The organism is Nitrosospira sp. NpAV, from assembly GCF_000832065.1.
In the GTDB taxonomy this organism is placed as follows: domain Bacteria; phylum Pseudomonadota; class Gammaproteobacteria; order Burkholderiales; family Nitrosomonadaceae; genus Nitrosospira.
Genome location: NZ_JXQM01000008.1, coordinates 90909 through 103805 on the forward strand (window position 1 = coordinate 90909; position 12897 = coordinate 103805).

The 12897-nt window shown below is 53.2% G+C and carries 10 protein-coding genes, 1 tRNA gene and 2 pseudogenes; 5 read left to right on the top strand and 8 right to left on the bottom strand.

What is annotated here, in order from left to right; translation table 11 throughout:
- Nucleotides 1-25: 25 nt before the first annotated feature.
- Entirely contained in the window at nucleotides 26-1720 is a 1695-nt protein-coding gene (gene recN / locus SQ11_RS06280) for a DNA repair protein RecN (protein ID WP_041513307.1), read from the bottom strand.
- Nucleotides 1721-1730: 10 nt separating this feature from the next.
- The gene (locus tag SQ11_RS06285) at nucleotides 1731-2615 is read right to left on the bottom strand and encodes an NAD kinase (RefSeq protein ID WP_041513308.1); all 885 of its coding nucleotides are present in this window, start codon (nucleotides 2613-2615) and stop codon (nucleotides 1731-1733) included.
- Between the two features lie 435 nt (nucleotides 2616-3050).
- On the opposite strand from SQ11_RS06285, the gene hrcA reads away from it, so the two are divergent.
- Both hrcA and hemH read left to right on the top strand, forming a co-directional pair.
- The gene (gene hrcA, locus SQ11_RS06290) at nucleotides 3051-4070 is read left to right on the top strand and encodes a heat-inducible transcriptional repressor HrcA (protein WP_041513309.1); all 1020 of its coding nucleotides are present in this window, start codon (nucleotides 3051-3053) and stop codon (nucleotides 4068-4070) included.
- Nucleotides 4071-4370: 300 nt separating this feature from the next.
- Nucleotides 4371-5456, top strand: a complete 1086-nt coding sequence (hemH, locus tag SQ11_RS06300) for a ferrochelatase (RefSeq protein WP_041513461.1) — start codon at nucleotides 4371-4373, stop codon at nucleotides 5454-5456.
- Between the two features lie 14 nt (nucleotides 5457-5470).
- Here the strand turns inward: hemH and SQ11_RS06305 are convergent, their stop codons facing one another.
- The 6 genes from SQ11_RS06305 to queA all read right to left on the bottom strand — a co-directional run bounded on the left by SQ11_RS06305 (nucleotide 5471) and on the right by queA (nucleotide 12087).
- Nucleotides 5471-6124, bottom strand: a complete 654-nt coding sequence (locus SQ11_RS06305) for a DedA family protein (RefSeq protein WP_041513311.1) — start codon at nucleotides 6122-6124, stop codon at nucleotides 5471-5473.
- Nucleotides 6125-6194: 70 nt separating this feature from the next.
- Complete coding sequence (gene secF / locus SQ11_RS06310; RefSeq protein ID WP_041513312.1) at nucleotides 6195-7130, bottom strand: protein translocase subunit SecF; 936 nt, start codon at nucleotides 7128-7130, stop codon at nucleotides 6195-6197.
- 61 nt (nucleotides 7131-7191) lie between these two features.
- Nucleotides 7192-9081, bottom strand: a complete 1890-nt coding sequence (gene secD / locus SQ11_RS06315; protein WP_041513313.1) for a protein translocase subunit SecD — start codon at nucleotides 9079-9081, stop codon at nucleotides 7192-7194.
- A gap of 80 nt (nucleotides 9082-9161) precedes the next feature.
- Nucleotides 9162-9497, bottom strand: a complete 336-nt coding sequence (yajC, locus tag SQ11_RS06320; RefSeq protein ID WP_041513314.1) for a preprotein translocase subunit YajC — start codon at nucleotides 9495-9497, stop codon at nucleotides 9162-9164.
- Nucleotides 9498-9713: 216 nt separating this feature from the next.
- Complete coding sequence (tgt, locus tag SQ11_RS06325) at nucleotides 9714-10823, bottom strand: tRNA guanosine(34) transglycosylase Tgt (protein ID WP_041513315.1); 1110 nt, start codon at nucleotides 10821-10823, stop codon at nucleotides 9714-9716.
- Between the two features lie 229 nt (nucleotides 10824-11052).
- Nucleotides 11053-12087, bottom strand: a complete 1035-nt coding sequence (gene queA, locus SQ11_RS06330) for a tRNA preQ1(34) S-adenosylmethionine ribosyltransferase-isomerase QueA (protein WP_041513316.1) — start codon at nucleotides 12085-12087, stop codon at nucleotides 11053-11055.
- A 92-nt stretch (nucleotides 12088-12179) separates the two neighbouring features.
- Between queA and SQ11_RS06335 the strand changes: the two genes are divergently transcribed.
- The 3 genes and pseudogenes from SQ11_RS06335 to SQ11_RS17845 all read left to right on the top strand — a co-directional run.
- A tRNA-Leu gene (locus tag SQ11_RS06335) sits at nucleotides 12180-12266 on the top strand.
- A gap of 114 nt (nucleotides 12267-12380) precedes the next feature.
- Nucleotides 12381-12545, top strand: a pseudogene (locus tag SQ11_RS18230) (DUF6538 domain-containing protein); the annotation flags it as partial.
- Between the two features lie 219 nt (nucleotides 12546-12764).
- A pseudogene (locus SQ11_RS17845) lies at nucleotides 12765-12857 on the top strand (helix-turn-helix domain-containing protein); the annotation flags it as partial.
- Nucleotides 12858-12897: the final 40 nt, after the last annotated feature.

Consider the following 12897-nt stretch of genomic DNA (forward strand, 5'->3'; position numbering starts at 1 on the left):
ATAACGGATAGGAATGCTCGCCGCACTATATCCTTAATCCGGTATCCCTCCCGCCACGCAACATTTCAGCCGCGTGCTTACGCGTGGTTTCGGTGATCTTCTCGCCGCCCAGCATCCTGGCAATCTCCTCAACTCGCTCCTGCTTTTCAAGCACAGTGATGCGGCTCGATACTTTCCCTCCATTACCGGGATCGACGGATTTGGTGACTTGCCATTGATGGTCTCCCGCCGATGCGACTTGTGCCAGATGAGTGATGCACATAACTTGCCGTTCGGTACCCAGTTTTTTCAGTAACCCTCCCACGATCTCCGCCACGCGTCCGCCTATGCCTGCGTCTACTTCATCGAATATGAGTGTGGGTGCCGCACCGAGCTTGCTCGTGATAACCTGTATTGCCAGGCTGATCCGCGACAGCTCGCCGCCCGATGCGACTTTTGCCAACGGCCGTAGCGGCAGTCCCTGATGAGACGAAACCTGAAATTCGATTTGCTCCATACCGTGTGCATTGCCTTGTTCAAGCGGGAGTAACGCCACCGAAAACTCTCCACCCGCCATCGCCAGGGTTTGCATGGCCGCGGTAACTTGTTGGGCAAGCGTTATGGCCGCTTCTTGCCTCGCCTCACTTAGTCTCTTTGCAAGCCTGAAATATTCGTTTCGCGCTGCCGCCTCTTCCTTCGCCAGCGTTTCGCCGTCGTCCCCCTGATCGAGCTCTTTCAACCGGTCGGTCGCAGTTCTCGATAGATCCGGCAATTCGGCGGGGGTAACACGATATTTTCTGGCGGTAGCGTGAATCGCCGACAACCGTTCCTCCATCTCCTGCAAACGTTGCGGGTCAAGATCCAGGCGCTGTTGATAGCGCCCTAGTTCGTATACGCCTTCCTGTAGCTGAATCTGCGCCGATTCCAGCAAATCAAGAGCAGTACTAAGATCAGTGTCGCAATCAAGCAAGTTGTGCAGACGCGAAATAACCGAATTGATTTGCGCGAGCGCAGCCGATTCTCCTTCCGACAGCGCTTCCAGCCCCATCTGCACCGCTTCGAGCAAGCTTGCTGCATGCGATAAACGGCTGTGATCGGCTTGCAATGTTTGCCACTCATCAAACGAGAAATTCAATGCGGTGAGTTCATTGACTTGCCACTCCAGTTGCTCACGCTCTTGCAGGAAAGCGGTGGCATTCTGCTCCCAGGCCAGCCGCCGCTGCTGCAAGCCCTGCCAACGACGATAAACTTCCGCCGTACTTTGCGGCAATCCATGGTTGCCTGAGAAAGCGTCAAGCAGTTCACGTTGCGCATCGCTGCGCAGCATAGACTGATGCGCATGCTGACCATGGATGTTCACGAGTCTTTCTCCTGCTGCGCGTAATTGCTGCAAGGTGGCGGAGTATCCATTGATGAAACCACGCGACCTTCCACTAATATCCACTATCCTGCGCATCAGACATACGCCGCCGTCATCATTACTTTCAAATCCGTTCTCGCGCACCCAGTCTTCCATCCCCGGCAGTCCCCTAATATCGAACTCCGCGCTGATTTCAGCGCGTTCGCGCCCATTGCGTACCTCGGCAGGATCGCTGCGTTCACCCAGAACAAGTGAAAGCGCATCAATCAGAATAGACTTTCCCGCCCCGGTTTCGCCCGTAAGCACCGTAAAGCCGGGTACGAACTCCAGCTCCATGCGATCGACAATGACAAAATCCCGAATGCTTAAAAACTTTAGCATGATAAAAGATTCACATCGGATTTCTGGGTAAGCCGCTCCAGCCAAGCTTCTCGCGCAACATACGGTAATAGCTATGGTCCGAAGAATGCAGCAACGTTGCTTCATGGGGAGAGCGGCGTACTACCACCTTGTCATGTTCCTGCAGGTCGAAATGGGAATGGCTGTCGGAGTGCACACGAGCAACCGCGGTGCGATGCATCAGGATTTCCACGACGGCATCGGGTTCCACCACGATAGGCCGATTGCTCAGCGTGTGCGGACTAACAGGTACCAGCGCGATCAAGTCCAGGCTGGGATGAAGGATCGGACCGCCCGCCGACAATGCATACGCGGTCGAGCCGGTCGGGGTGGCCACGATCAGGCCATCGGAACGCAGTGAGTAAACGTATTCACCATTGATACGCACCTCGAACTCTATCATGTTGCCGCCGATTCCTCGGTTCACTGCCACGTCATTCAGTGCCAAGGCACTGAATATGCTGGAATTATTGCGCGTTACTTCAACATATAGCAGCATGCGCCGCTCCATGACATATCGGCCATCGAGCATAGCGCCCAGCGTCTCCACCATGGAATCGATGGAAAGATCCGTCAGGAATCCGAGCCTGCCCTGATTGATGCCAACCAATGGCACGTTAAAAGGCGCGAGCTTCCGGGCGATATTGAGCATGGTGCCATCTCCCCCCAGCACGATAGCCAAATCAGCGCGTACACCAATCTCGTCCATCGTGACAGCGGGATATTTCTTTTCTGCCACATTGGCGTCGGTCAGGCAATCCAACAATACTTCCACATCACGGCTTTCCAGATATCGGCCCAGGCGCAATAACGGAGTCACGATTTCTGGATTCTTGTGCTTGCCGATCAGAGCTATTGTTTTGAACGAGGAATTCATTAATGAATTTAAGATGGGAACTCCGCCACACTGCCGGGAACGACCCGCTGTTTAAGAACGTCTGAATAGCTGGTCTAAAAAAAATTTGCTCAAAGATTCTCTGATCGTTGTTTTCAAGATTAAACCATATCGGGCTTCGGGTGACAAAAGATTCCAGCACAGTGAGATAAATTGCACGCTAATCCGCGGGTTGACCCCCTGCCCGATTTGGATGGAAACAAGTTTCTCGATGAAAACAAAAATAGCATCATGACCCACCTGTCCATTGCCACTTTCTGATTGAACAGAATTTTTTGCTACAGGTCAAATAAAGTGAGCAGTAACGACCTAAAGATGGCAATTGCTTTGATACACTGACTTGTTGCTACTTGTTGCCTTGGGCCGAATAACGCAATCCCAAAGCCGGCAAGCTGAATCCTGGTGTAAAATAAACTCATGCTTAATCAACGCGCAAAAATTCTGCTCAAGACACTGGTAGAACGATATATCAGTGAAGGTCAGCCCGTGGGCTCCCGCTCGCTTTCCAAATTTTCCGGCCTGGATCTGAGCCCGGCTACCATACGCAATGTGATGGCCGATCTTGAGGAAATGGGTTTTGTAGCCAGCCCCCATACTTCAGCCGGACGCGTCCCGACTCATCGGGGCTACCGCTTTTTTATCGATACACTGCTGGTGGTCAAGCCCCTGGACGTTTTCGAAATCCACCAGCTTCAAGATCAGTTGTACCCGGATCATCCCTCACGGTTGATCAACTCCGCTTCGCAGTTGCTGTCGGAATTGACGCGTTTTGCCGGCGTGGTGGTAACTCCCAAGCGGAGCAGTGCGGTATTCCGCTATATCGAGTTCATGGCCTTGTCGGAGAAACGCATCCTGCTGATCATCGTAACGCCGGAGGGCGATGTTCAGAATCGCGTGCTTTTCACCGACAGACCTTACAGTCCGGCGGAGTTGATTGAAGCCGCCAATTTCATTAATCAGAATTACGCCGGTTGTACCTTTGATGAAATTCGCGTTCGCCTTCAAAGCGAATTGAAACAACTGCGCCACGATATGACCAACCTTATGACCGCGGCCATAGAACTGGGTAACGAAGCGGTCCAGGCAAACAGCGAAGCGGTGGTGGTCGCGGGTGAGCGCAAGCTGCTCGATGTGCATGATCTAGCCAGCAACATGACCAGCCTGAAGAAGCTATTCGACCTGTTCGAACGTAAAACCGTATTGCTGCAGTTGCTGGAATTCAGCCGGAAGGCGGAAGGTGTACAAATTTTCATCGGCGATGAGTCGGGTGTGTTGTCGCTGGATGAATTCAGCGTCGTTACCGCACCTTACGAGGTAGAGGGAAAAATTGTGGGGACCGTTGGGGTGGTCGGCCCCACTCGCATGGCTTACGAACGGATCATCCCGATTGTGGATGCCACCGCCAGACTGCTTTCCAGCGCGCTATCGCAGCATTGATTATCCCGCATTCGCCCTTGAACCAGCGACCCGTTCCTACCTCCTGAGCCCGCTATCCAATGCTATTTCTCGTCAGAAAACCGAACAAGGCGATGAGGACAGTATCTATAGATTTAAAAGCTTGTCGCTTCCATTAATCCGGCGATTACACAGTATAAGCGCCCTGCCGGCGAAAGCCGGTATCCAGTGGCGTTCCAGGCATTCCATTGCGGGGTCGGACTGGGTTGCGGGTGAGGCCCGGAACAAAGAAATTCATGGTAATTTCTTTGCCTGATCAATAATGAGGATTGGAATAACTTGATTTCCCCCGAACCCGCTCACGAGCATGGCACCCAAAGCCGGACAGGTATTTTGCTGGTCAATCTTGGCACGCCTGATGCCCCCACCGCCCAGGCGCTACGACCTTATCTCAAGCAATTTCTGAGCAACCCGCGAGTCATTGAAATGCCGCAATGGGCATGGTGGCCGATTCTGAACGGTATCATACTCAATACCCGTCCGAAAAAATCGGCGGAAAAATACGCACAAGTATGGATGCCGGAGGGCTCGCCGCTCAAAGTCCATACCGAGCGCCAGACTCAGCTGCTGCGTAATGCCCTGGTGGATCACACTCATCCCGCACCGATGGTCGAATATGCAATGAGCATTGGGAGCCCTTCCATCGCGGAAGTGCTGGGGCAGATGAAGCAGCAAGGCTGTGAACGTATCCTGGTGCTGCCGCTCTACCCCCAGTATGCCTCCAGCAGTACCGCTTCAGCCTTCGACGAGGTCTTCGCGCAGCTGGGAAAGATGCGCAACACCCCTGCCATACGCACCGTGAAGCATTATCACGACCATCCGGGTTACATTGCCGCGTTGGCGCAAAATGTGCAGGATTACTGGATGAAAGCCGGTAAACCCGACAAGCTGGTGATAAGTTTTCACGGCGTGCCGCGCTTCACCCTGGACAAAGGCGACCCCTACCATTGCGAGTGCCAGAAAACGGGGCGATTGTTGGCCGAGGCACTGGAACTCCAAGCGGATGAATACCAGATTTGTTTCCAGTCGCGGTTTGGGCGAACAGAATGGCTAACACCCTACACTGCAAAAACGCTGGAACAACTCGGTAAACAAAATATCCGGCGCGTTGATGTCGTCTGTCCCGGTTTCGTTTCCGATTGTCTTGAAACCCTGGAAGAAATCGCCATGGAAGGCAAAGCCATTTTCATCCAGGCTGGCGGTCAGGAGTTTCATTATATTCCCTGTCTTAACGAACGTGACGACTGGATACAGGCCCTGGCCGACATCGCGCTTGCTAATTTGCAGGGATGGCTGGGTCTGGAACATTCAGAAGAACAATTGACTCAATCGCAGCGGCGGGCGCTGGAGATGGGAGCGGCAAAGTAGAGTCCGGCAGGATGCTAGGCTTTCTGGCCGCGATTGCCCAAGCGGCTGCGTACAAATTGGATAATGCCTGGCAAAATCGAAATAATGATGATGCCAAAAATGAAAAAGGTCAGATTGTTTTTCACTATCGGTACGTTGCCGAAGAAAAAGCCGCCAAATACAAAAAAGCTGATCCAGAAAATACTGCCGAAGGCGCTGTACGCCATGAAATACGGATAGACCATGCGCCCAACGCCAGCCACGAAAGGTGCAAAGGTACGCACGATGGGCAAAAAGCGTGCGAAGATAATGGTCTTGCCGCCATGCTTTTCATAGAATCGGTGAGTTTTTTCCAGATGGGCGCGATTTAATAGACGTGAATCCGCGCGGCTGAATATCCTGGGACCGAAATAACGTCCAATCCAGTAATTCGTATTGTCGCCGCAAAATGCGGCCAGCATGAGCAGGGCCGCCAGCCATTGAACATCCATGGCGCCGCTTGCGGCAATCGCGCCTGCAACGAACAGGAGCGAGTCTCCCGGCAGGAATGGTGTCACCACCAACCCGGTTTCACAGAAGATAATCAGGAACAGAATGAGATAAATCCAGTTGCCGTAATTCTGAACCAGCCAGATGAGATGCTGATCCAGATGCAGGATGATATCGATAAAAGTGGTGAGAAGTTCCAAAACGAGCCTTAGGCAAAACGGGACCGGAGCTGCGACGAAACTGGTAAGTGCCTAAAAAATCAAGGCTAAATCAAGGTATCGCTTCTGCCTCTTCCTTCTTCTTTTCAGGCTTGACAATATCCTCGCGTGAGACACCCAGCAACATGAGGAGCGGGCTTGCCACCAGCACCGAGGAATAAATGCCAAACAGGATGCCGATGGTCAGCGCCAACGCAAAGTAATGCAGTGCCTCGCCACCGAACAGCAGCATGGAGACCACGACCATCTGTGTACTGCCATGGGTGATGATAGTGCGCGATATGGTACGGGTAATCGCATTATCTATGACCTGTGTCACGGGGGCCTTGCGCATCTTGCGAAAATTTTCCCGTATCCGGTCGAATATCACCACCGATTCATTTACCGAATAGCCAAGGATCGCCAATATGGCCGCCAGTACGGTAAGTGAGAACTCCCATTGGAAAAAGGCAAAGAAACCGAGAATGATCACGACGTCATGAAGGTTGGCAATGATCCCGGAGACACCGAATTTCCACTCGAAACGTACTGCCAGATAGGCCACGATGCCAAGCGATACGATCAATAATGCCAACGCACCATTCTCCACCAGTTCTTTGCCCACTTGTGGGCCGACAAACTCTACCCGGCGTATCTCCGCGGTCTCGTCATCCTGACGCAGGGCGGCGATCACTGTTTCGGACAACTTGGCGCTGGACATATCCGGCTTGGCTGGCAGTCTTATCAACACATCCCGGGATGTGCCGAAATTCTGTACGCTGACATCCGGCATCCCCAGTTTCACGAGCACGTTCCGCACCTTGTTGATGTCCGCCGAGTGGGTATAGCCAACTTCCATTACCGTGCCACCGGTAAAATCCACACCCAGATTCAGGCCCTTGGTAAAGAGAAAAAATACCGACACAATAAAAGTCAGTAACGAAATGGTGGTGGTATATTTCCCCCAGCTCATGAAGGGGATATCGCGCTTGATCCTGAAAAATTCCATCCGGTCCTATCTCCCGCTCGTTTCTGCCTGTTTTCTACTTATTTTTTTACTTATTCTTCACTTATTTTTTCAGTCGGGCAGGCCGCTCCGGCCTACTCATTCCTGCATCAGCGCTTGTCACTTCCGGCTTCCAAACCTGTCCAATGGAAACCGCGTCCAATTTGCGACGGCCGCCATATGTCAAATTGACCAGACCGCGCGAAACCATCACGGCACTGAATACTGAAGTCAAAATACCCAGACACAACACCACGGCAAATCCCTTGATAGGGCCGCTACCGAATGCAAATAAAGCGATGCCGGCGATCAGGGTGGTAACGTTGGAATCAAGTATGGTGCCAAATGCCCGTTCATATCCCGCATTAATCGCGGCTTGCGGCGACATGCCGTTGCGAAGTTCGTCGCGAACACGTTCGTTGATCAGCACATTTGCATCGATTGCCATGCCTATGGTAAGCGCAATCGCCGCCATGCCCGGAAGCGTCAGGGTAGCCTGTAAGATAGAGAGAAGGCCTATCAAAAGCAGCAGATTCACGCCCAGCGCCACTACGGAAATGACACCAAACATCAGATAATAGACCATCATGAAAATGGCGATCGTCAGAAAGCCATACAACGTGGAATTAAATCCGCGTGCGATGTTGTCCGCACCGAGACTCGGCCCCACCGTGCGCTCCTCGATGATATCCATCGGTGCGGCCAGCGCCCCGGCACGCAATAACAGCGCCACATCCCTGGCTTCCTCGGTACTCATGCGTCCGCTGATCTGTACCCTCCCGCCGCCGATCTCCTCGCGGATTACCGGTGCCGTCACGACTTCCGCCTGATTCTTCTCGATCAGCAAAATAGCCATGCGCTTGCCGACATTATCGTGCGTCAGCTGTCTGAAAATTCGCGCGCCATTGTTGTCGAGGTTAAGATGCACCGCTGGCTGATTGTTGCTATCGAAACCCGCCTGCGCGTCGTTGATGCGGTCACCCGTCAACACCACTTGCTTTTTGACCAGCAACGGACCCCCGCCACGCTCGTTGTAGAGCTCGGTTCCAAACGGAACCTGCCCGCGCAATGCTGCGGCCAGATCACGCTCCTCGTCCACCATTCGCACTTCCAGCGTGGCGGTGCGTCCCAGAATGTCCTTGGCTTTGGCGGTGTCCTGTACACCGGGCAATTGCACGACCACGCGGTCAGCGCCGGCTTGCTGAATAATGGGTTCGGCCACACCCAGTTCATTGACACGATTGCGCAGCGTGGTGATGTTCTGCTGCACGGCGGTATCCTGGATGAGTTTCTGTGCTTCCGGCTTGAGGGTAGCGGTGAGATGAAACTCATCCCTCACACTGCGCTCGCGCAAGCTCAGATCGGCATATGCCTTCTTGATCTCGGCCTCAGCCCTGGCGCGCGACTCGGGATCACGGAACTTGACGGTGATCATCGAGCTATCCTTCTCGAGCCCGATATACTGGATTTTCTGCTCACGCAAGCTGCTGCGTATATCGGCGCTGAAACGGTCAAGCGCTTTGGAAAGCGCCCCGTGCATATCCACCTGCAACATGAAATGTACGCCACCCCGCAGATCGAGCCCCAGATACATGGGCAATGCGCCGATGTGCGTCAACCACTGGGGAGAATTGGGGAGAAGATTCAGCGCTACCATATAACTGTTACCCAGCACTGACTGCAGCATATCCTTGGCCTTGATCTGCGTATCGGTGTCGGTGAAGCGAACTTTGACACCACCCGTTTCAAGGAACATTCCAGTAGTGGTGAGATTAGCTTTCTTTAACGCGTCCTCAACGCGCTGCAGCAACGCAGTATCGGCTTTGGCGGCAGTGCGTAAGGGGGATATCTGTACTGCGGGCGACTCACCATAAAAATTCGGCAGGGTATAGAGCAGTCCCAGCAGTATCGTAACCGCGATAATCAGGTATTTCCAGGCAGGGTAGCGGTTCATGGTTTTGGGATGGATACTAAGGAAAAGAAGGTACAAAAGGACGATGCCGCACCCTCATGTCTTGCCTTACCGGAACGTGATTATTCCTTCTCGATGCTGTTCAACGTTCCCTTGGGCAACAGGGTCTGTATGGCTGCCTTTTGAATGACGATCTGTACATTTTCGGCAATCTGGAGTATTACGTAATTACCACTGACTTTGCTCACGCGTCCTAACTGACCACCTGTGGTCGCTACCTCATCGCCTTTTTGCAGCGCCTCTATCATCAGCTTCTGTTCCTTGGCACGTTTTGCCTGAGGACGAATGAGCAGAAGATAAAATACGGCGAAGATGCCAATCAGCGGAAGCAGGCTCATAAAATCCGCACCGGTCGGGGCGGAAGCGGCGGCCTGGGCGAAAGCTTCATTAATCAGCATGACATTCTCCGATGATAGTTAAACCCGGTAATCCATTAGACGACTCTCCGAGCCTATCGAGTGCTGACAGTCAGTTTGCGTCCATTCTTGCCGCTTGCCCGGCGTCCGTGGATCAAGCCATGGACTCTTCCCAACCGGCAAAACTGCTTCACGACCTGCCCGCCAGCATCTCGCTTTCTCTTTCTAATAGATTATCCGGGTTAAAAAAATGCGATTTTAGCATGATGCGGCGCGGGCTTGAAATTCTTGCGCATATTCTTCGAACTTGCCCCTCTCGATTGCGGCACGAATTTCACTCATCAACTGCTGGTAGTAATACAGATTGTGCAGCGTGTTGAGACGGGCACCGAGGATTTCATTGATCCGTTGCAGATGGTGCAGATAAGCGCGAGTAAAATGACGGCACGTATAACAGCCGCACTGGGCATCCGGCGGCGCCGTGTCCAGGCGGTATTGACTGTTGCGCAGCTTGATTATGCCGTTGCGCGTAAATAGCCAGCCATTACGCGCATTGCGCGTAGGGAGCACGCAGTCGAACATATCCACCCCCTGGGCTACCGCATTGACGATATCCGCCGGCGTTCCGACACCCATCAGGTAACGTGGCCGTTCGGCGGGTAGCTGGGGGGCGACATGCTTAAGAATGCGCTGCATGTCCTCCTTGGGCTCGCCCACCGAAAGCCCGCCGATGGCATAGCCGTCGAAACCGATATTCCGTAACCCCGCCAGTGATTTGTCGCGCAGATTCTCGTGCATTCCCCCCTGGACGATGCCAAACAATGCATTGGAATTGCCGCCATCGTTATCATGCGCGCGTTTTGAGCGTTCCGCCCAGCGCAAGCTCAATTCCATGGACTCACCCGCTATGCGCTCGTCCGCCGGGTAAGGCGTGCACTCGTCGAATATCATTACGATGTCCGAATTGAGTATGCGCTGGATGCGCATCGATTCCTCCGGCGTAAGAAAACACGCATCGCCATTCACCGGCGAACGAAATTTGACTCCCTCTTCGGTAATCTTGTTCAACACTCCCAGGCTGAATACCTGAAAACCACCGGAGTCCGTCAGTATCGGCCCGTTCCAACCCATGAAGCGGTGGAGCCCGCCATGCGCCTCGATCACTTCAAGGCCGGGACGCAGCCACAAATGGAAGGTGTTGCCAAGCACGATATGCGCGTTAACTTCCTGCAATTCCGCAGGCGACATCGTTTTTACCGCGCCATAAGTCCCCACCGGCATGAACGCTGGCGTCTCCACCACACCATGCGTCAGCGTCAGGGTGCCGCGACGGGCCATGCCATCACTGCGATGCAGTTGAAATTTCATGTTAAACGGGCAATTGAGTGAAGTGATTTTATAAGTGATGATTGATGAGCATGGGGGACTATTTTATCTGGCGGGAAAATACCTTAAGTCTCCTCATGTCTCCCCATTCCAGACTTTGACCAAAAATCCAGGCTAAACCAGCAGTGGCCTGCTTTGCACGCTACTGCATCCGGGTTCCGCCCGCATGATGTTTATTGTTCGCCCCCGGATCATACAAGAGGATTCTGCTCTATGGCTCCCTTTCGATCAGCATGGCATCGCCATAGCTGAAAAAGCGGTAGCGCTCATTTATCGCGTGTTGATAAGCGCGGTGGATATTCTCCATCCCGCCAAAGGCGGACACAAGCATGAGCAGGGTTGAGCGAGGCAGGTGAAAATTGGTTATCAAACGCTCCACCACGCGCAAACGGTAACCCGGTGTGATAAAAATATCCGTATCGCCATGACCCGATCGCAGTTCACCTTTACCTGCCACAGCCGCCGCCTCCAGCGCTCGCAGCGATGTTGTTCCGACTGCCAGTACACGTCCACCGGCAGCTTTCGCACGCCGGATTGATTCCACCGTTTCTGGCGGGACATGAAAAATCTCTTTGTGCATTTGGTGATCGGCAATATTTACCACCCGGACGGGCTGGAATGTACCCAAGCCGACATGCAGCGTCACATGCGCAATCACCACACCCATTCCGCTTAATGTAGCCAGCATGCTTTTATCGAAATGGAGCCCGGCCGTAGGCGCTGCAACAGCACCCGCCTGTTTCGCATAGACGGTCTGGTAGCGTGCTTCATCCGTTTCTGTCGCCGTGCGCGAGATGTATGGCGGCAGCGGCAAACTGCCGTAGCGCTCCAGTAACTCGATCGCTGACCATTCATGATCGAAGCGCAAGGTATAGAGCTCCTGCTCGCGCTCCAACACCGTCACCTCGATTGTATCCTCAAGAAGAAACCTGGAGCCAGGTTTAGGTGAGTGGCTGGCCCGGATGACCGCCAGCACGCAATGCGCGTCCAGCACCCGCCCCACCATCACCTCCACCCTGCCGCCGCTGCCCTTTACCCCAAATAATCGCGCCTTGATGACGCGGGTGTCGTTGAATACCATCACGTCGCCGGCGCGCAAATATCGGGGTAAATCGGAAAACATTGCATCCCGCAGCAGACCGCTCGAACCCTCCAGATGCAGCATACGACTACTGCCCCGCTCCTTGGCTGGAAATTGCGCGATCAACTCGGAGGGAAGATTGAAATCGAAATCCTGAACTTTCATCGCGCGTATTATACCGATGTGTCTTGGCTTCACCTGCCTTGGTTGCCGCAAGCTGTGTTTTCAGTAATAATGCCCCCTCCTGAAAAGGCATTGCCGGGATGGCGGAATTGGTAGACGCACGGGACTCAAAATCCCGCGACTGTGAGGTCATGGGGGTTCGATTCCCCCTCCCGGCACCAGTGATAAGGAATTTACTTATTTCTGTTCAATACCTTATCTAGCCGATCTTGTCCTTGTGTTGGTACTTTGGTGGTACCGCACGCGCGACTATTCCTTGGAAGCGTATTTAAAGTATCTATCCGCGCGGTAACACCTACTATTACCAGAGGAAAATACCCCTAGCCCTACTGGACCGCTATGGGGGTAAGCAACACATCAAGGTAAACCTCAAAACCAACGATTTAAAGCAAGCGGCGAAACAGGCTGCTGCGCTCAATAAACAGTATGAATCGGCGTGGTTTACTCTTCGTAACAATGCGGATTTAAAGCCCTGGAGTGTTCGCGAATCGACCATTAAGCTACTTGGAGAGTATGACTTAAGGCCCAAGCCCGCGATTATGACGGAAATAACATTGATATGTTTATCAAGTATCTCCAGGGAAAGCAAGATGGGGGGTATACAAGATGGGTATGGTAATTGGCAGGAACCCCATCCTGAGGACTTCTTAAATCCTCGGCTGCGAGCACAGGTTACAGCTGGCACAAACCGGACAAAGCTGACGAAGGAGTTTGGGATAAGCCGGAAAACCCTTTATCAATACATCCGATAAGAAGGAAGAACGGGGTCATCGAATTTGGAGCAACGAATGT

Excerpts from the sequence above, each read along its gene's own strand:
- recN (WP_041513307.1), bottom strand. The coding sequence starts at position 1,720 with ATGCTAAAGTTTTTAAGCATTCGGGATTTTGTCATTGTCGATCGCATG.
- SQ11_RS06285 (WP_041513308.1), bottom strand. The coding sequence starts at position 2,615 with ATGAATTCCTCGTTCAAAACAATAGCTCTGATCGGCAAGCACAAGAAT.
- hrcA (WP_041513309.1), top strand. The coding sequence starts at position 3,051 with ATGCTTAATCAACGCGCAAAAATTCTGCTCAAGACACTGGTAGAACGA.
- secF (WP_041513312.1), bottom strand. The coding sequence starts at position 7,130 with ATGGAATTTTTCAGGATCAAGCGCGATATCCCCTTCATGAGCTGGGGG.
- secD (WP_041513313.1), bottom strand. The coding sequence starts at position 9,081 with ATGAACCGCTACCCTGCCTGGAAATACCTGATTATCGCGGTTACGATA.
- yajC (WP_041513314.1), bottom strand. The coding sequence starts at position 9,497 with ATGCTGATTAATGAAGCTTTCGCCCAGGCCGCCGCTTCCGCCCCGACC.
- tgt (WP_041513315.1), bottom strand. The coding sequence starts at position 10,823 with ATGAAATTTCAACTGCATCGCAGTGATGGCATGGCCCGTCGCGGCACC.
- queA (WP_041513316.1), bottom strand. The coding sequence starts at position 12,087 with ATGAAAGTTCAGGATTTCGATTTCAATCTTCCCTCCGAGTTGATCGCG.